The sequence below is a fragment of the Methylicorpusculum sp. genome, from assembly GCF_030651835.1.
Lineage (GTDB): Bacteria > Pseudomonadota > Gammaproteobacteria > Methylococcales > Methylomonadaceae > Methylicorpusculum.
On the sequence record NZ_JAUSBX010000137.1, the window covers coordinates 1 to 18141 of the forward strand.

The 18141-nt window shown below is 43.0% G+C and carries 15 protein-coding genes and 1 pseudogene; 6 read left to right on the forward strand and 10 right to left on the reverse strand.

Annotation, left to right across the window (positions count from 1 at the left end; translation table 11 throughout):
* Both Q7V32_RS17400 and Q7V32_RS17405 read left to right on the forward strand, forming a co-directional pair.
* A pseudogene (locus tag Q7V32_RS17400) lies at positions 1-191 on the forward strand (IS256 family transposase); the annotation flags it as partial.
* Between the two features lie 266 nt (positions 192-457).
* Positions 458-1186 carry a hypothetical protein gene (locus tag Q7V32_RS17405; RefSeq protein WP_304898254.1) on the forward strand — a complete coding sequence of 243 codons (729 nt, stop codon included), beginning with the start codon at positions 458-460 and terminating at the stop codon, positions 1184-1186.
* Between the two features lie 401 nt (positions 1187-1587).
* On the opposite strand, the gene Q7V32_RS17410 is transcribed toward Q7V32_RS17405, so the two are convergent.
* Positions 1588-1800 carry a hypothetical protein gene (locus tag Q7V32_RS17410; protein ID WP_304898255.1) on the reverse strand — a complete coding sequence of 71 codons (213 nt, stop codon included), beginning with the start codon at positions 1798-1800 and terminating at the stop codon, positions 1588-1590.
* Between the two features lie 532 nt (positions 1801-2332).
* Here Q7V32_RS17410 and Q7V32_RS17415 point away from each other — a divergent pair.
* The 3 genes from Q7V32_RS17415 (at position 2333) to Q7V32_RS17425 (ending at position 6938) form a co-directional block, all read left to right on the forward strand.
* Positions 2333-5395, forward strand: a complete 3063-nt coding sequence (locus tag Q7V32_RS17415; protein WP_304898256.1) for a transglycosylase domain-containing protein — start codon at positions 2333-2335, stop codon at positions 5393-5395.
* Between the two features lie 11 nt (positions 5396-5406).
* Complete coding sequence (locus Q7V32_RS17420) at positions 5407-6237, forward strand: class I SAM-dependent methyltransferase (RefSeq protein WP_304898257.1); 831 nt, start codon at positions 5407-5409, stop codon at positions 6235-6237.
* A 236-nt stretch (positions 6238-6473) separates the two neighbouring features.
* Complete coding sequence (locus Q7V32_RS17425; RefSeq protein ID WP_304898258.1) at positions 6474-6938, forward strand: peroxiredoxin; 465 nt, start codon at positions 6474-6476, stop codon at positions 6936-6938.
* A gap of 63 nt (positions 6939-7001) precedes the next feature.
* On the opposite strand, the gene Q7V32_RS17430 is transcribed toward Q7V32_RS17425, so the two are convergent.
* The 5 genes from Q7V32_RS17430 to Q7V32_RS17450 all read right to left on the reverse strand — a co-directional run bounded on the left by Q7V32_RS17430 (position 7002) and on the right by Q7V32_RS17450 (position 12402).
* Positions 7002-7604, reverse strand: coding sequence for a TetR/AcrR family transcriptional regulator (locus tag Q7V32_RS17430; RefSeq protein WP_304898259.1), 603 nt, complete (start codon positions 7602-7604; stop codon positions 7002-7004).
* Positions 7605-7757: 153 nt separating this feature from the next.
* The gene (gene pgsA / locus Q7V32_RS17435; protein ID WP_206444716.1) at positions 7758-8327 is read right to left on the reverse strand and encodes a CDP-diacylglycerol--glycerol-3-phosphate 3-phosphatidyltransferase; all 570 of its coding nucleotides are present in this window, start codon (positions 8325-8327) and stop codon (positions 7758-7760) included.
* Positions 8317-10158 (reverse strand): excinuclease ABC subunit UvrC, encoded by a 1842-nt coding sequence (gene uvrC / locus Q7V32_RS17440; protein ID WP_370691478.1) that lies wholly within the window; start codon positions 10156-10158, stop codon positions 8317-8319. The genes pgsA and uvrC overlap by 11 nt, the downstream gene beginning before the upstream one ends.
* 2 nt (positions 10159-10160) lie before the next feature.
* Positions 10161-10799 (reverse strand): uracil-DNA glycosylase, encoded by a 639-nt coding sequence (locus Q7V32_RS17445; protein ID WP_304898260.1) that lies wholly within the window; start codon positions 10797-10799, stop codon positions 10161-10163.
* Positions 10800-10821: 22 nt separating this feature from the next.
* Complete coding sequence (locus tag Q7V32_RS17450) at positions 10822-12402, reverse strand: peptide chain release factor 3 (protein WP_304898261.1); 1581 nt, start codon at positions 12400-12402, stop codon at positions 10822-10824.
* A gap of 101 nt (positions 12403-12503) precedes the next feature.
* Here Q7V32_RS17450 and Q7V32_RS17455 point away from each other — a divergent pair, with 101 nt between their 5' ends.
* Positions 12504-13145 (forward strand): DUF2959 domain-containing protein, encoded by a 642-nt coding sequence (locus Q7V32_RS17455; protein ID WP_304898262.1) that lies wholly within the window; start codon positions 12504-12506, stop codon positions 13143-13145.
* Positions 13146-13184: 39 nt separating this feature from the next.
* Here the strand turns inward: Q7V32_RS17455 and Q7V32_RS17460 are convergent, their stop codons facing one another.
* From Q7V32_RS17460 to Q7V32_RS17475, 4 genes are all read right to left on the reverse strand, one after another.
* A complete protein-coding gene (locus tag Q7V32_RS17460) occupies positions 13185-14852 on the reverse strand; it encodes an ATP-binding protein (RefSeq protein WP_304898263.1) in 1668 nt (555 codons plus the stop codon).
* 363 nt (positions 14853-15215) lie between these two features.
* The gene (locus tag Q7V32_RS17465) at positions 15216-15443 is read right to left on the reverse strand and encodes a FeoC-like transcriptional regulator (RefSeq protein WP_304898264.1); all 228 of its coding nucleotides are present in this window, start codon (positions 15441-15443) and stop codon (positions 15216-15218) included.
* Positions 15424-17769 carry a Fe(2+) transporter permease subunit FeoB gene (gene feoB, locus Q7V32_RS17470; protein ID WP_304898265.1) on the reverse strand — a complete coding sequence of 782 codons (2346 nt, stop codon included), beginning with the start codon at positions 17767-17769 and terminating at the stop codon, positions 15424-15426. Before feoB ends, Q7V32_RS17465 begins: the two co-directional genes overlap by 20 nt.
* Positions 17769-18002, reverse strand: coding sequence for a FeoA family protein (locus Q7V32_RS17475; protein ID WP_159657916.1), 234 nt, complete (start codon positions 18000-18002; stop codon positions 17769-17771). The genes feoB and Q7V32_RS17475 overlap by 1 nt, the downstream gene beginning before the upstream one ends.
* Positions 18003-18141 lie beyond the last annotated feature (139 nt).

Here is an 18141-nt window from a genome sequence, read left to right on the forward strand (position 1 = left end):
AAAACTGCGTCTCGCGCAGTACCTTGATGGGATTGGTATTTCAATTAGCGCTGACGGCCGAGAAGAGTTGGCGCAAGATACAAGGTTTTAAACGAATACCGGAAGTGATTGAGGGCATCCGTTTCCATGACGGCATTGCCATTATCACAGAGGCAGAGAAAATGGAAGAAACGCAGCAGATGGCCGCCTAATTCAAATGGGTTATACACCAGATTTGACTATAGCTCATCTGGAATGCGTTTACGCGGTCTAACGGCTCCAGCAATCCATGGCGTTGATGTACTCAACTACTAAAGTATACATAGCCTAATCTAAGCGTATTGACTCAAAAATGTCACCAAATCTTCATCAAACATTAAACGTTTTGTCATAAATAACTTTTAGACTCAATCCGTCTTGATGTTTTTTGACGCAGATTAATTCCCGGTTTATTTCCATCTACTTAGGAGCAAATTCAATGAATACCCGTGCTAAAAAAGTTTTTTCAGCCGCACTAATCAGTGGCGGTCTTATGTTTTCAGGTTTATCAGAAGCGGTTTTGATGGATCGCGGTAACGGCATGATTTATGACACGGTTCTTGATGTCACCTGGTTGCAAGATGCAAATTATGCAAAAACCTCAGGTCAGCATGAAACTGGATTAATGAATTGGGAACAAGCAAACGCTTGGGCCGCTAGTCTGGTTTATGGCGGTGTCAGCGATTGGCGTTTGCCGACTTTGTCAGCAGCTAACAGCTCGGCTTTTGAGTATGAATTTGCTTATGACGGCAGCACTGATTACGGTTATAACATTACCAGTCCGAATTCTGAATTGGCTTATATGTATCACGTCAATCTTTTAAACAGAGGCTTTTATTCAATGTTTGGAGATGAAGCGCAATTGGGCTGGAATGAAACGCCGAATGCCTTTTTTAGAGACGGTGTAACGAACCAGGCTAAGTCAATCGCAAATCTGGAAGCCAACGTATTCTGGACAAACCTGGAATATGCTCCTGACAATGCTTCATTTGCATGGGCTTTTGCAACTGATTTTGGTGTTCAAAGCGATCTTAATAAAAATGGCGAGTATCTGGCGTGGGCAGTACGTTCCGGTGATATAGCGGCAGTTCCTCTGCCTGCTCCGGTCTGGTTTTTGGGCAGCAGTCTTTTGGGTTTGATGGGCTTACGCAGAAAAGGCGCAATCTGATTGTTTGAGGTCTTGGTCAACAAGGCCTTCACGGATTCATCGGGGTAGGGCAGGGACGATTTCAATTGCTCTGGATAAATAGAGGCTCTACGAGGAAATTCAATAGTCAGAACTTTTCGTGGCGATATTCCAAGTCATTGTCCGTCTTTTGTATTTCCGTCAGAAAGTTTTCGCATCGCTGTATTCTCAATAAATCAATGCTATGTCATTGAATCCTAATCACCAACAGCAAACCGCGTTTGCTGTTGGTGAACTTCACGTAAAAATAATAGCAGTTGATTCTCGAAGCGCATTGATTGTCATAAAACTGCAATATTTTAGCTTCATTATTCCTTGAGAAATAGCTGGCGGTCTTGCTGGCTTAACCAAACCAATAAACCCAATATGAGCAGTTGATTGGCTCAACATTTGGTGCTATTGGTGTTTCGTGACCAATGAACATCGTCCGCACCGAAGGTTTCAACGTGCATTATATTTTCGATGCGACGTCTGCTTTTGCTGCCTAATAGCGGTTTGTTAATCCGGAAATAATGCGAATCGCCATGTGCCAACACAACCGGTTTGCCATAGCTGACTGCTTCTGCTTCGGCTTTAGCAAAAGTAAGAAGCACCATGATGCTTGTTATAACGCATTACAACTGAATCATTGTTTCCATCTCCGTGCATGATTTATTTTTTAAAACAAAAGGGAAAGTCGCTAGTCCGGCACTATTTTGTTGTCGTAATTGTTATCGGAACGATATAGAGAGATCGGATAAAGACTAAATTGACAGAGTCCTTAAGCGCATTCCGGACCGACACGATCTTGTTATTGAAGTTATAGTCCTAGTTAAGCCATATTCCTTGACGCTTACAATGAACGGATGGGTGGGGAAAAGAATGTAGATTTATATACAGCACTATTTAACATAATATACATTATAGGCATTTTAGTGAATGCTAAATTGAACTAAAAGGAGGCAGATTAATCTCAAAAAATAAATAAAATCGTGGTCTTTGATCGTGCGTCTTTAAGTTTCTTTATGCCCTAAGCATAATAGCCTATAATTTTCGACTGTTAATTTTCTTACTTTAAGCCGCTCACTCTGTAGACTATGAATTCTAATTCTTTTCAAACATACTTTGTCAGAATCAAAGTTACAAAACATGTTGCGATATAAACGTGTAATAAAAAGATTTTTAGCGTTGAGCTTGTTGACAGTCATGATATTTTTTATCGTTTCTGCGGCTAAATTCGTCAAGGAAGAAACCAAATCCTCAAAGTATCAATCGGAATATCTCTCCAGCATCGCTCAAAAGCTTGATTTTAAGGTGGAGCCTGGGCCTAATTCTAAAATCCGTTATCCTAAATACGGCCCATACGATCAAAGGCTGGGATATACCTTATTACCTGATGCCATATCAAAACTGGAAAAGTCAGGTTACAGCGTTGTTGCTCAAGCAAAATCCTCCGAAATGATGGATCAGCTATTTGATTATGGCCTCTATCCGATTTATCAGGAGAAAACCCAGACCGGCTTGCGTATCACCGATCAAAACGAAAATATCTTATTCAGTGCCAATTATCCTACCTACGGCTATCCGACTTTTGAATCCATACCGTCACTTGTTCTGCAAACTCTGTTATTCATCGAGAATCGTGAATTACTTGACGATACTCACACCAACAAAAATCCTGCGGTTGAATGGGATCGGCTAGGTTTTGCCGGTGTTCAATTAATTGCTAAAAAACTGGGATCGAATATTAACGTTCCAGGAGGTAGTACTTTGGCTACACAACTGGAAAAATACAGGCATTCCCCAGAAGGAATAACTAGGACCTTGTCCGACAAATTTATACAAATGGGTAGCGCATCGCTTAGAGCTTATCTGTTAGGTCCTGACACTCGTGAGATGCGGAAAATAATTGCTCATACCTATTTAAACTCGATGCCTTTGGCGGCAACGCCAAAGCTGGGTGAAATTCATGGTTTAGGTGATGGTTTGTCAGCGTGGTTTGGTGCGGATTTTAATGAAGTCAATACGCTGTTATCAGACCCATCTATAAATCAATCTACCGAAATTACGCCGGCTCAGGCGCAAGCTTTCCGTCAAGTTTTAAGTTTATTATTATCACAAAGAAGACCCTCTTACCTGCTTGGATCGGGATTTGAAGCATTACAAACATTGACTGATAGTTACTTGCGCATAATGGCGACACAAGGTGTTATTTCAGAGGCGTTGCGCGATGCGGCACTACAAGCTCAAGTTGTTATTCCTCCTCGTGAAAACTCCGTTCCGGCCAGATTCATGGTGGAAAAGAAAACACAGTCCGTGCTGCGCTCCCGATTAGCCAGAGCGATTGGTGTGAAATCAATTTATGAACTCGACCGGCTTGATTTAAGCGTTAAGACAACGATTGATTTCGAAACGCAAAAATCAGTTGCCAAAGCCTTGAGACGACTGAGTGAACCCGATGGCGCAAAAGCTGCTGGAGCAGTCGGTTTCAGACTTTTATCCGAAACAAACGATCCCTCCCCTATCATTTATAGTTTGATGTTATTTGAACGTGGGGATAAAGGAAATCTTTTGCGGATTCAGACTGATAACTATGACCAGCCTTTGGATATTAACGAAGGAATCAAATTGGACTTAGGTTCAACCTCAAAATTAAGGACGATGGTCAATTATTTAGAGATCATCAGCTTGATTTATGGCCAATTTAAAGACTTTTCAGCCGAAGAACTCACCAAAGTACCGCTTCATCCGCGTGACTATTTGTCGGCTTGGGTTATCGGTCATCTCAAGACAACTCCGGATATAAGTCTGGAAGCATTATTGAATCAGGCATTAGACAGGCGTTATTCGGCAAGTCCGGGAGAAAGTTTTTTTACCGGCGGAGGTTTGCATCGGTTTAATAATTTCACGCGTGACGAGAATAACAAGATCATGTCGGTCCGTAATGCGCTTAAGGACTCTGTCAATTTAGTCTTTATCCGACTAATGCGGGATATTGTTTATCATCACCTCTATAAACCCGGCGGAATAGCCCGGTGGATGGAAGATCCAAATGACGCCAGAAGACAAGAATATTTAGAACATTTTGCCGATCAGGAAGGTCAGGTTTATTTGCGGCGTTTTTACTCCCGTTATAAAGGTAAAAGCGCGCAAGAGGTGCTTGAAATGCTGGCCAGAAGAGTTAAGCCCAAAGCCTCCAGATTGACCATGCTTTACCAAGCCATTTATCCGGACAGCGACATAGACGCGTTGACCGCTTTTCTGAAAAGCCATTTGCCGGCATCTGCATTGGCAAATGAAAAAATTGATAAGTTGAAGGATAAATATTCACCCGCAACATTCAACCTGCAAGATCAAGGCTATATCACCAAAATACATCCACTGGAACTTTGGCTGGCCAATTATATGGCTAATCATCCGGAAGCTGACCGAGACGATATCATCGAAGCCAGTGCAGAACAAAGGATCGATGTTTATCGCTGGTTGTTTAAGAGTACCCGGAAAAATGCACAAAACCGCCGAATTATGACTCTTCTTGAAGCAAAAGCTTTTGAGGAAATCCACAGGGATTGGCAGCGTGTAGGCTATCCGTTTGGGCGTTTAACTCCCTCTTATGCAACTTCAATAGGCGCCTCGGGTGATCGCCCTGTTGCTTTGGCCGAGTTGATGGGAGTATTGCAAAATAATGGTGTTAAACAACCGTTAATACGCTTTGAAAAGCTTCATTTTGCAGAAGGCACTCCTTATGAGACAACGATGAACCGATTATCTGATCAAGGTATTCGTGTTTTTGCTCCTGAAGTTGCCAAAGTCGCTAAAGAGGCACTGCTGGGTGTAGTCCAAGGCGGAACTGCGACTCGACTAAGAGGTGTTTACACGGATGCCCAAGGAACTCAGCTTGCTGTTGGTGGTAAAACAGGAACCGGCGATCATAGGCGGCAAGTAAGAGGCGAGCGAGGAGTATTGCTGCAATCACAATTCATTAGCCGTGCTGCGACATTTGCATTTTTTATGGGCGATCGTTTCTTCGGCGTTATAACGGCCTATGTGGAAGGTCCTGAAGCTGAAAAATACCGATTTACCAGTTCCTTGCCGGTACAAATTATCAAATCATTGGAGCCAACCCTGGCCCCGCTTATCAGAAAGCCATTCGGCATAGACAAAACAAAGCAAGAAGTAAACCTTGTGGCAACAGATAAAAACCATTCTTGATACCGTCACCCATGGTTAACTTGCCTTATTTTGATGAATTGCTTAAATTGCTGGAACAAGACGGTCTTGTTGAAAAGTCGTTTGGTAAGCACGTGCATTGGGGTTGCTGGGATCAGCCTGATCAGGCAACATTGTCAGTAGATGATTTTATTAAAGCCACAGAAAATTTGACGCATAAGCTATGTGCATCGGCTGAAATAAAAGAAGGCATGACAGTTTTGGATGTGGGTTGTGGTTTTGGCGGCACGCTTGCTCATTTGCAAGAAACAGGCAGTAATCTGAAATTATACGGTCTAAATTTAGATATAAGACAATTGTATCGGGCCAGTAATAATTTGCTGAATACGGCTTCCAGTCCCTATCTTCTTGTCAACGGCAATGCGTGTTCCCTGCCCTTTTCCGATCAATCCATAAATTGTGTTCTGGCGGTTGAATGCATATTCCATTTTCCTGACAGGGCATCATTTTTTCGGGAGGTTTTCAGGGTTTTAAAACCGGGTGGAACGCTGGTAATTTCAGATTTTGTACCTCAAACGTGGCTGGCGCCTTTGACGCAAATAAAATTACCCAGCCCCTTTGGTTTTCATTTTTATGGTCATTGCCAGTTTGATTTCACTATTGATAAATATCGCAATCTGGCGAAAGAAACTGGATTTTCTGCAAAAGATGAGCTCGATATTACCTCAAATACATTGCCGACTTACCGCTTTCTGCGGCGTTTTGCTAAAGATGTAGGTTTTTATAATGTTTCCGCAATAATGGAGACAGCAACCGCTGAAATGGTCAGTCGTATGGGCTGGTTGGATTATTTGATTTTATCCTATCGAAAAGAATCGCAATAGAAGTTGCTTTTTCAGCAATTTCATCTGCTGTTTAATCATTCAGGTCCATTCTGTTTTAACAACTTTACAACGAACGCATTGATAAAGAGTACTTAGTTTTCCAAACTTGACATCAAACTTTTTTTCTTTAACGATCTGCCATTTATGAAAGCCGTTTTTGCACATGATGTTTTTTTTATCATGCGGCTTTTTTTTGAATTCAATAATTTCGGCCATACTCAAGGTACATCATACAAATGGAAGCATTGACACCCGGGCAAATCAGCCCTGATTTTTCACTCAAAGACGCTAAAGGCATCAGCCATCAACTGGCTCAATATAGAGGTAAATGGGTTATCCTTTATTTTTACCCCAAAGACAATACGCCTGGATGTACTGTCGAAGCGTGTCAATTTAGAGATCATGATCTAACGCTAAAAGCTTTGAACGCTGTTGTACTGGGCGTTAGCACCGATACAATCAGCAGCCATGAAAAATTTATAAACAACCAATCACTGCCTTTTACGCTGTTATCCGATTCAGATGGCAAAGTCAGCCAATCTTACGGTGCGTTGTTTAAACTGGGTCCGATTAAATTCAGCAAGCGGCACACCTTTATTATCAATCCGGAAGGCTTGATTACCAGGATATACAGGCAGGTCAAACCCGCCAAACACAGCGAAGAAGTCATTGAGGCAATAAAAACTGCTGGTCGTGATTAATTTCCGTTCGTGGAAATAAACATAGGGGCAGGTGCCATAGCAACTCTAAGTCACCTGCCATACTCATTTTTTATGAATCGCGTGCCAGGCAGCAAGCCAGGCCGGGGATTGATAACTATCCACTGATTTGGTCAAATTTCCTGATACGGCCATGACTAATGTGTGATTTATTATTCCAAAAAATAAGGTATAAACCATCATAGGGTCCATATTTTTGATCTCTTCTGCTTTGATGCCAGCTTGAATTATTTTTATTATTTTTATAAATGGCGCTGTTTCTATAAGAGGCTTTTCGTCAGGTAAAAACTCAGAAAGTTTGATCACGAATAAAAATTCAATGATATCCGGCGCATCTTGAGCCAATCTAAATAATAATCCTACAACTTCCCTCAATTGTTCCGAAGGTTTTTTGTTACATCGACGAATATCGTCGATAGAAATACTTAAACTGTCGATAATGTTGGCGTAAAGAGCGGCCGCTATCGTTTGTTTATTTTTAAAATGCTGGTAAACGCCACTGGTTGTTTTGATACCCGCTTCTTTAGCGATATCAGTCAATGACGTATTAAAAAAACCTTTTTTGGCGAATAATCTTAAAGCAGCCAGGAGTATTTCATCCGGAGTGTCCAGCTTTTTATTGTTATTATTTTCTATTTCTTGTTCCATTTTCGCTTTTTGGCAGCAAAATCAATGTGCTACTTATAAATAAATTGTTAGAAAAAACAATGCTCAGTGTTTAAATCCACTTCACTGTCGAATGGGATTTTGTAACCTAAGCATGTCACCAGATCAGTTAACCTATCTGTCTTTGTAATCAGCTTAAAGCGTATCATTTTGAATGACATTCCAAGCGGCTTTTAAGTAATTGATCATTGACCATAATGTCAGAAAAGCCGCTAAATACAGTAAAAAATATCCGGATGTTTTAACCGGAAAACCAGCTATATCATGGCTGTAGAGAAGAAATGATATGGCGAGCATCTGCGCACTGGTTTTCCATTTACCCAATTCAGAGACTTTCACTTTAGCTCTTTGTCCCAATTCGGCCATCCATTCTCTTAACGAAGCAATGGTAATTTCGCGGCCGATAATAATGGCCGCGGGAATAGCCAGATAAGGCGAGCCATCCTGCTGAACAATCAAAACCAAAACAAATGCGACCATTAATTTATCAGCAACCGGATCTAAAAAAGCACCAAAGCGTGTTTCCAATCCCATTTTTCTGGCCAAATAACCATCCAGCCAATCGGTAAAGCCGGCAACCACAAAAATAAGTGTACTCGCCAGATTAGCGTGTTCCCAGGGTAAATAAAAAAACACCGCCAATAAAGGAATCAAAAAGATTCTTAGCAAGGTTAAATGAGTTGGTAAGTTTAATTTAATTGCCATCTTGTTGATGTAATTGATCGTAAATTTTTTGCGCCAAGTGTTTGCTGATGCCGTCAATACTGCTTAATGCATCGACACTGGCCCTTGTTATACCCTGCAATCCGCCAAATTGTTTTAGTAAGAGTTGACGCCTTTTGGGCCCTAGTCCTGAAATCTCCTCTAACAACGATTCTCTTTTGGCTTTACCGCGTCTTTGCCGATGTCCTGTAATTGCAAAACGATGCGCCTCGTCCCTGATATGCTGAATCAGTAATAAAGCTGACGAACCGGAAGAAAAGTCTATGGGTTGTTCCTGGTCAGTCAGAATTAATTTTTCCATCCCCGCTTTTCTATCGGGTCCCTTGGAAACGCCGACTATCATAACATTGTTTATCGCTAATTCAGCCAAAGCCTTTTTTGCTTCGTTGACCTGTCCTCTGCCCCCATCAATGAATAAAATATCCGGCGCCTCGTATTCGCCTTTTTTGATTCGCGCAAAGCGTCGCGATACCGCTTGATGAATGGCTGCATAATCATCCCCTCCGGTGATACCTTCAATATTGAACCGGCGATAAGCTGATTTAACAGGCCCTTCCTGATCAAAGACAACACAGGAGGCGACTGTCTGGTCGCCTTGCGTATGGCTGATGTCAAAACATTCCAGGCGTTTGGGTATTTCGCTACAACCTAGTTCTTCTTGCAGGCTCGCATATCTTCCGTACAAACCTTGACGATTGGATAATTTGGCGTTGAGTGCGCTTTGGGCATTGGTCATCGCCATCTGCAACCATTTTAACCGTTCCCCTCGAACACTGGAACAGAGGCTGACCGGGCGTTTTGCATGTTGTGTTAAAACGTCCTGTAATAGCTCAATTTCGTCAATCTCATGACTCAGAATCAATTCAGAGGGAATGGGTTTGTCCAGGTAATACTGCGCTATAAAAGCTTGCAGGATTTTTTCAGACGCGGTGTCTTCGAATAGCTTGGGATAAAATAATTTATTACCCAGATGTTGGCCGTTACGTATAAAAAAAACCTGAACAGCCGCCATGCCGGCGCGCGTTGCACAAGCAACAATATCGACATCGCCTCGTTCACCATGAACAAAATGCTTTTCAAGGATGCCTCGAATCCGGGATATTTGATCTCGATACGCCGCAGCCTGCTCAAAATCTAAAGATCTGGCCGCTTTTTCCATTTTTTCAATCAAGCGGTTGATTAATGTTTCACTTTTACCCTCAAGAAATAAAACGGTACCTTCTACATCCAGCCCATAATCTTCCTGATTGATTAACCCCACACAAGGGGCGGTACAGCGCTGAATTTGATGTTGCAGACAAGGCCTGGACCGGTTTTGATAATAAGAGTCTTCACATTGGCGTACCGGAAAGATTTTCTGGATTAATTTTAAGGTTTCCTTAACCGCTCCGGCGCTGGGATAAGGACCGAAGTAAAGCCCCCGCAGCTTTTTTGCGCCTCGATGAAAAGTAACGCGAGGAAATTCATGAAGACTGGAAATATAGATATAAGGGTACGATTTGTCGTCTCTAAGACAAATGTTGTACTTGGGCATATAACGCTTGATGAGTTGGCTTTCCAGCAAAAGCGCTTCACCTTCACTGTGGGTTACGGTGACTTCAATATCCGCAACATGGCTGACCATAGCCTGTTGCTTGGGGGATGCTGTTTGGCATCTAAAATAGCTGGAAACCCGATTTTTCAGGTTTTTAGCCTTGCCAATGTAAAGCACCTCGCCTTTTTGATTGAGCATTTTGTAAATGCCCGGGCGTGGGGTCAGGGTTTTAAGGATTCCCTTAACGTCAAAATCATTAACGGATGCGTCGCCAATCACCGTTACTTGGATAGTTGTGCAATAGTTTGGAAAACATCGGAAAACATAGCTTTTGTTAACCGTTTGGTCTGGACATTATAACGACTGCAATGATAAGAATTAACCAATTGGCGGCCTGTCGGCAAGTTATGCACTTGATTATGCCCAAAACGGGCCGCACTTGCTTTCAATCCGTAAGCTTTAAGCACCGCCTGATGAGCGATCTGTCCCAATGCCAGAATAATAGAGTGATGGGGTAATTCCTTTAATTCGGCCGCAAGGAATTTATTACAGCGGTTAATTTCTTCGCCGGACGGCTTATTTTGCGGGGGTAAACACTTGACTGCATTGGTGATTCTGCAGTTTTTGAGTATTAACCCATCATCAAGATGAGATGATTCAGGCTGATTGCTGTAACCAAATTCATACAATGCTTCGTAGAGCAAAATACCCGCATAATCTCCGGTAAATGGCCGCCCGGTGGCATTGGCTCCATGCATGCCGGGCGCCAAACCAACAATCAATAATCCGGGATTGCTATCCCCGAAAGGCGCCACAGGTCTCGCGTGATAAGCCGGAAACTTGCATTTGACATTGATCAGGAATTGATCCAGCCGTTGACAGTTTTTACAGTCAGGGTCAAACCGGAGAATGGCATTCATGCAAGGTTCGCCGGAAGTGCTATCAGAGTTCACGCGTAGCGCTGAATTTAATATCAGGCCATCGCTCTTCTGTCAGTTGCAAATTAACCCGACTGCTGGCGAGATAGACCAGATAACCTCCGCCATCTTCGGCCAAATTTTCGAAAACTTTTTTCTTAAAATCTTCCAGTTTTGCCGGCTTATCTGAACTGATCCAGCGGACGGTGCTGATGGGTGATGCATCATAAACACATTCGACATTGTATTCGGCTTTAAGACGATAGGCCGTTACATCAAACTGTAAAATTCCGACCGCGCCTAAAATCAAATCATTATTCTTGAGCGGTTTGAATAGCTGGGTAGCGCCCTCTTCAGTGAGTTGTATCAAACCTTTTTGTAAGGCTTTGGCTCTTAGCGGGTCTTTAAGTACGACGCGCCTAAACAACTCGGGAGCAAAATAAGGGATGCCCCCGAATTTGAGTGTTTCACCTTGCGAGAACGTGTCGCCCACTTGAATGGTGCCGTGATTATGCAATCCGATAATATCGCCCGGATAAGCTTCTTCGACGTTTTTTCTCGTATCGGCCTGGAAAGTGATCGCATTGGCAACCTGAACTTGTTTGCCGGTTCGAACATGATAAATTTTCATGCCTTTATCAAACTTGCCCGAACAAATGCGCAGAAATGCAACACGATCTCGATGAGCGGGATCCATGTTAGCTTGCACTTTAAAAACAAAACCGCTGAATTTGTTTTCTTCAGGTTTTACGATGCGCTGTTCAGCCTGACGCGGCCTCGGAGCCGGGGCAAATTCGGCAAAAGCGTCCAATAATTCCAGGATACCGAAATTGTTAATCGCCGAACCAAAAAATACCGGCGTGAGTCTTCCATCCAGATATTGTTCAAGATCAAATTCATGACTGGCGCCTTTGACCAGCTCGATCTCATCACGAAGCTCTTCGGCTTGATCGTCCAGTAACGCATCCAATCGAGGATCATTGAGTCCTTTAATCACTTCAGCCTGGGCAATTTTGCCGCCATGCTGAGCGCTGAATAAATGAATTTCATCTTTATAAAGATGATAGACGCCTTTAAATCGTTTACCCATGCCGATGGGCCATGTCATGGGGGCGCATTTAATGTTAAGGACGCTTTCCACTTCATCCATCAACTCTATCGGTTCTCGCCCTTCTCTATCGAGTTTATTGATAAACGTCAAAATAGGGGTGGTTCTAAGACGGCAAACTTCCATCAATTTGATGGTCCGGTCTTCAACGCCTTTGGCAACATCGATCACCATTAACGCAGAATCGACTGCTGTGAGTGTCCGGTAGGTGTCTTCAGAAAAATCCTCGTGTCCGGGGGTGTCCAGAAGATTCAGAATACAGTTTTTGTGCTCGAACTGCATGACCGAGGTGGTAACGGAAATACCCCGTTCCTTTTCCATTTCCATCCAGTCGGAGGTCGCGTGACGAGCCGCTTTTCGGCCTTTGACAGATCCCGCCAACTGAATAGCGCCACCAAACAGCAACAGTTTTTCCGTAATCGTTGTTTTACCCGCATCGGGGTGAGATATAATTGCAAACGCTCGCCGCCGCTCAAGTTCTGAAAGTGTTTCTGACATGTTTCAATAAAAAAGACTACAAAAAAGCTGGCAATTATAACTTATTATCAATTAGCGTATAGAATCAATGTTATGCGTTATTTACTGAGAAGAGACTCATCATGCGATTGAACATTTTGATTACCCTGGCTTTTTTTGTCCTTGCGGGATGTTCCTCTCTTTATTACAGCGGACTTGAACAAATTGGCATTCCTAAGCGTGATGTCATGGTTCACAGGGTAGAAAAAGCGCGCGACACTCAGCAGGAAACCAAAGAACAATTCAAATCGGCTTTAGCTCAATTTACCGCTATAACTCAGTTTAAAGGCGGAAATTTGCAAGACACTTATGAAAAACTGAATGCCGAATACCAAGCCAGTGCCAACAAAGCTAATGAAGTAAATAAAAGAATCCGTGATATTGAAGACGTCTCCGGCGCTTTGTTTAGGGAATGGGAAGAAGAAATCACTCAATACAGCAGCCCATCGCTTAAAGCCGGCAGTCAGAAAAAATTGACTGCAACAAAAGCGCATTACCATCAATTGATTTCAGCCATGAAAAATGCTGAATCAAAGATTCAACCGGTATTGAATGTATTTAAAGATCAGGTCCTGTTTTTAAAACATAACCTAAATGCTCAGGCCATAGGTTCATTGAAAGGCGAATTAGGCAACATTAAATCGGATGTTTCTTCGTTGATCCTGTCTATGGAAAAATCAATTAATGAAGCCAACGCTTTCATCAAAACCATGGAAGCAAAATGATTGGCTTTTCAGTCCTGCTCGCCTTTTCATTGGGCCGGTTTACTTTCGGGTTTGTGTCCGCCAAAAGTTAACAATTTGATCAACATCCAAATCATCAGGACCTTCTCGCCATCCGGTGTAGTAGTCAACATCATTACTTTTAGGTTCGGGGTTGGGCCGATAGATCTGGACGCGCGTGGGAATAGGCGCGGCTTCACCTAAAACCAGCGCCTCGCCTCTTCCTAACGAAGTCAGAATGTCTGTCAAATCACCTTCAGCCTCAGGAACCAAGCCGCGAATATATGCTTGGTCATCCGGATTTGTCGTTCTTAAACAAATAAAGGTACTGCATTGAGAAAGCATGGTCTCTGAAAGCTCGGTTGGCCGCTGGCTGATGACACCGATTGAAACACCGTATTTACGGCCCTCTTTGGCAATCCTTTCCATCATTTTTTTGGTGCCTTCAAACTGGCCGCCTTTTTCTCGGGGAATATAGGCATGCGCTTCCTCGCATATCAATGTAATAGGAAACTCGCGGCGCTTAGGATTCCAGTAGTTAAACTCATAGGCTAATCGCCCCACTTGAGCTGAAACGGCGGGTCTGACATCGGTAGGGACTGAGCTTAAATCAACGACGGTAATGTTTGCTTTATTTTTTCCTAAACCGATGAACTGCCGGAGTAGTTCTGGCATGGCACCGGAATGGTTGCATTTTTTTGGCTTAAGCAGGAAATCATAGCGCACATCGTTAAAACGGCTTTGCATACGCACCAGAAACTCATCAAACTGACCGAACAAGGCGCCTTTGGTTTTACCGAAATCTTTTCGTTCTTCATTGGCGTTTTTAAACTGCATATACAGCTCGGCCAGTGAAAAATAGATAGGGGTGTCAATTGAAGCGGCGTTAAGTCCGATTTCTTTAGCTTCTTTTCGCTTGAGCTGCTGCAGAATTTCACGCATAAAAGCCATTTGCAGGGAGGCGCCTTTATCATCCCGGTCAATAAATAAATCGATCAGTTCGGCATAGGTCATCATCCAATAAGGCATTTCCATTTCCATGGCATCAACGTAATTAACCATTTCTTTTGGAAAAGCGGACTGAACTTGCCCCGCCTCATCTTTCCAGCAATATTCTCCGTGAAGATCCAGCATGATCAGATGCGCCTTAGGCATGGCTCTGATGGTATGTTGAATCAAACTCGTCACGGTCCAGGATTTACCGGAACCGGATTGGCCAATAATCGCAAAATGACGACCGAATAAGGCTCTTGGATCCAGGCTTAAATGGTAATCCTTGTGATTAGCTAATTGGCCGATATAGAATTCATAAGACCTGAACTTGGAAAAGATGGCATTGATCTCTTTAAGGCCTACGGCATAGACTTTAGCGCCAGGTGTCGGATAATGCCGTACCCCGCGAAGAAATGTACTGTCGCCCTGGATTTCCCCGACCGGAATCAGTGAAATATACCGGTCGGTGTGCCTTACCCCCCCGCTGCTGTCAAAGCGATCCTCTTCCCACATTTTATAAACAAGAGCAAGAACGTTTATATCTAACTGCCGAATGACGACATAAGAGCCTATATTTCCTGCCAATATGCTTTCACCATCAATAGTGATCAGCGGAATATCGGTTGCATGATGCTCGGCAAGTCTGGCTTCCATACCATCGCCACGCACTTCGGATAAATAACCTATCAGAACACTGCTTGAGTCATGTTCAGACATTTGAGTACCTTTAAAAAAACGAAATTTTTCAGCTGAGGTTGGGTTGCACGATTTTCACAATCCAATCATTAACGCCATGGCCTTGACATGTTGGGCTGGCTATCGCTAACCGCAACCTGCAGGGTGCATTTTCTTTGTTTTGTTGCGCCACTGAACAGGTACAAAAAAACATAGCTCAAGCTTAGTCGAGTTTGCTAAATTGCAAAGTTAGCAATCGGAAGGAAGGTGACATTGGATAGCTGTTATGCAAATCAGCTTTGTTGAATTGTGATTGTTTTCTCAGGAAAAGCTAGGCTCAAGTTCCACATCTTTTATTTCCTGGCTTTAGTGGATATTGATAGTGCGCAAAATCAGTTCATTCAATCAGGCGTTATCTACCCACTCGTAAATTTCCGTCAATGCAGGGTCACATTTGCAGCAACTGGTACCGCACGATGTTTCTAAAGGTATTTTTTTAATTTTACCTTTATTGATCCATTTGCCTAGCATCCCGCGGATTGCATCAGCATCCATATGGAAATGATTAATCAAATCAATAAGAGCGACCTTGCGCTGGACTTTAATGTAGTCTCTAAGATCTGACAGTATCACGGTTAACCTCCAGAACAGTTCTTTGATCGCTTTTTCTCCCATAAAGCCATAGGCCAAACAGGATACTGCAAAAAAATAGGATTAAACCCAGTATCCAACTGAGTGAATAAGTCGGATTGCGGCTAAATATTGCAATTTGATAAAAAACAGTGGCGCTCATATAGGCAAGCCCGGTAGTCCAAAAGACTACGAACAAAGTCCAGCCCAGATCGGTTTCCCTGTATATGGCGGCCGTTGCAGCAACACAGGGCGCATAAAGCAATATGAATAATAAATAAGCAAAAGCGCCCGCTTTCCCGTCGAAACTCGTTCTCATCGCTGTAAATGTTCTGGTATCGACTTCCTGCTCTGCAGATGCTCTCTCAAGATCGCTGACATCGCCGATATTCAAACCTAAAGGATCCAATACGTTATCTGCCACGTCTTTTAAATTATTAGGAATTGTCAGTAAAGCGTCCATCAGTGCTTCACTCAGATCAAAACCTACCTCATTATCGGCGTCTGAATTTTCGGCACCCATTTGGCTGTATAAAGCATTAAGTGTGCCGACAACTGCTTCTTTAGCCAAAATTCCAGTAAAAATTCCGACGGTAGCGGGCCAGTTTTCGTTGCTTATGCCCATAGGATGAAAAGCCGGCGTGAGCGCTTTACCGATCTCGCTTAATACCGATTTGTCCGTATTCTCTTTGCCAAAACTGCCGTCAACCCCCAACGCATTGAGGAAGTTAAGTACCAGCACCATAGGCACAATCACTTTACCTGCGTTAATAATGAACGATTTCAATCTATCCCAGGTTCTTAAAAGAACACCGCGCCAAGTGGGCATGTGGTAAGCAGGAAGCTCCATAATAAAAGGCGTTGAAGATCCTTTAAAGAGGGTGTGACGCATAATTAAACCGGTCAGCACAGCGACTATGATGCCGAATAAATACAGACTAAAAACCAGATTCTGGCCTCCTACCGGAAAAAAGGCCGCGGCAAAAAGCGCATAAACAGGCAGTCGTGCACCGCATGACATGAATGGATTCATTAAGTTAGTCAATATACGGTCGCGCTGGCTATCCAGGGTACGTGTGGCCATGATAGCCGGAACATTGCAACCAAATCCCACAATCATCGGCACGAACGACTTTCCTGGTAAACCTATAAACCGCATAAACCGGTCAACAACAAAGGCTGCTCTCGACATATAGCCGGAATCTTCCAGCGCTGATAAAAATAGGAATAAAAAGCCGACAATCGGGATAAAAGTCGTTACAACCTGAACTCCGCCCCCTACGCCATTGGCAAGTAAAACGATAAGCCATTCAGGCCAGTTCAGGCTGTTTAATAAGGCCGTCAGCCCATCAACCAGAAAAGCGCCGGATAATTGGTCAAAAAAATCAACAAATGCGCTGCCTATGTTAATGGTGAACATAAACATAGCGTACATAACCAACAGAAAGATGGGGATGCCCAAAAAGCGATTAAGCACTACCCTATCTATTACATCAGTTGTATGCCGGTTAATTTGGTTTTTTCGGGTAACGCAAAGTTGCGTGACTGTATTGACGAAACCATAGCGAGCATCTGCTGCTAGAATGTCAATTTCATCATCAGTCTCGGTTTCAACCTGTCTTTGTAATTCGACAACGTGTTGTGTCAGATTATTTCCAGCAATCGTTTTGGCTAAAGTGTCATCTTCCAAAAGCCTTATTGCCAGCCATCGCAAATCACAGCCTGCCTGAGAAGCGGCATCACTCAATAGAATGGAAATGTTAGTAATGGCTTGTTCGAGTGCTGGCGCGTACTCAATTTGGACGAAAGGTATCGGTTGGGCAGCAGATGAACGGATAATTTCTTCTTTGAGCTGCACAAGCCCTTTCCCTTGGGCTGCACTGATAGGCACCACAGGACAGCCGATTTGCTCAGATAGTGCATCGATATCTATCGTTAGACCACGCTCTTTAAGAGCGTCCATCATATTTAGTACCAAAATCATCGGTACTTTCATCTCAATCAATTGAGACGTTAAATAAAGATTTCTTTCTATGTTTGAAGCATCAACAATGTTGATAATTAAATCAGCTGAATGAGAGGCTACAAAGTCTCTAGCTACTTTTTCATCCAGCGCGACCTGATCGTCTGCGGCTTCCAATGAATAAGTGCCAGGCAAATCGACTAATTCAATTTGTTTGTTGTCAAAAAAGAACTCACCGGTTTTTTTCTCAACAGTCACGCCGGGCCAATTACCTACATGCTGTCTAGCGCCTGTTAGAGCATTAAATAGTGTTGTCTTTCCGCAATTAGGATTTCCGACAACGCCAACTACAAAATCAGCTTTCATTAGAGTTTCTCAATCAATAAAACCGAAGCTTCGTCTTTACGCAAGGTAAGAGAGAATCCCCGTAATTTAATTTCAATAGGATCACCCATTGGAGCAAACCGCGTTACGCTAAATTCTGTTCCGGGTGTAAGCCCCATTGCCAACAGTTTTTTCCGGTAGGCTTTTGAGGTTTTATCAAATCCAACGACACGGCCTGAATCACCCGTTGTTAGGTTCTTCAAACTTAAAGTCATATTGATATACTCCGGTTAAATACTTGAAAGCTACAAAAGAAAATTATTAATAATAATTCTCATTTGATGGCAATATAACATACATGCGAATGCTGTCAAATTTAACCTTTTTGACGTTACTTTTTTTTGCAGGATTAGG

Coding starts and splice junctions, on each gene's coding strand:
- Q7V32_RS17405 (WP_304898254.1), top strand. CDS start 458: ATGAATACCCGTGCTAAAAAAGTTTTTTCAGCCGCACTAATCAGTGGC.
- Q7V32_RS17410 (WP_304898255.1), bottom strand. CDS start 1,800: ATGGTGCTTCTTACTTTTGCTAAAGCCGAAGCAGAAGCAGTCAGCTAT.
- Q7V32_RS17415 (WP_304898256.1), top strand. CDS start 2,333: ATGTTGCGATATAAACGTGTAATAAAAAGATTTTTAGCGTTGAGCTTG.
- Q7V32_RS17420 (WP_304898257.1), top strand. CDS start 5,407: ATGGTTAACTTGCCTTATTTTGATGAATTGCTTAAATTGCTGGAACAA.
- Q7V32_RS17425 (WP_304898258.1), top strand. CDS start 6,474: ATGGAAGCATTGACACCCGGGCAAATCAGCCCTGATTTTTCACTCAAA.
- Q7V32_RS17430 (WP_304898259.1), bottom strand. CDS start 7,604: ATGGAACAAGAAATAGAAAATAATAACAATAAAAAGCTGGACACTCCG.
- pgsA (WP_206444716.1), bottom strand. CDS start 8,327: ATGGCAATTAAATTAAACTTACCAACTCATTTAACCTTGCTAAGAATC.
- Q7V32_RS17445 (WP_304898260.1), bottom strand. CDS start 10,799: ATGAATGCCATTCTCCGGTTTGACCCTGACTGTAAAAACTGTCAACGG.
- Q7V32_RS17450 (WP_304898261.1), bottom strand. CDS start 12,402: ATGTCAGAAACACTTTCAGAACTTGAGCGGCGGCGAGCGTTTGCAATT.
- Q7V32_RS17455 (WP_304898262.1), top strand. CDS start 12,504: ATGCGATTGAACATTTTGATTACCCTGGCTTTTTTTGTCCTTGCGGGA.
- Q7V32_RS17460 (WP_304898263.1), bottom strand. CDS start 14,852: ATGTCTGAACATGACTCAAGCAGTGTTCTGATAGGTTATTTATCCGAA.
- feoB (WP_304898265.1), bottom strand. CDS start 17,769: ATGAAAGCTGATTTTGTAGTTGGCGTTGTCGGAAATCCTAATTGCGGA.
- Q7V32_RS17475 (WP_159657916.1), bottom strand. CDS start 18,002: ATGACTTTAAGTTTGAAGAACCTAACAACGGGTGATTCAGGCCGTGTC.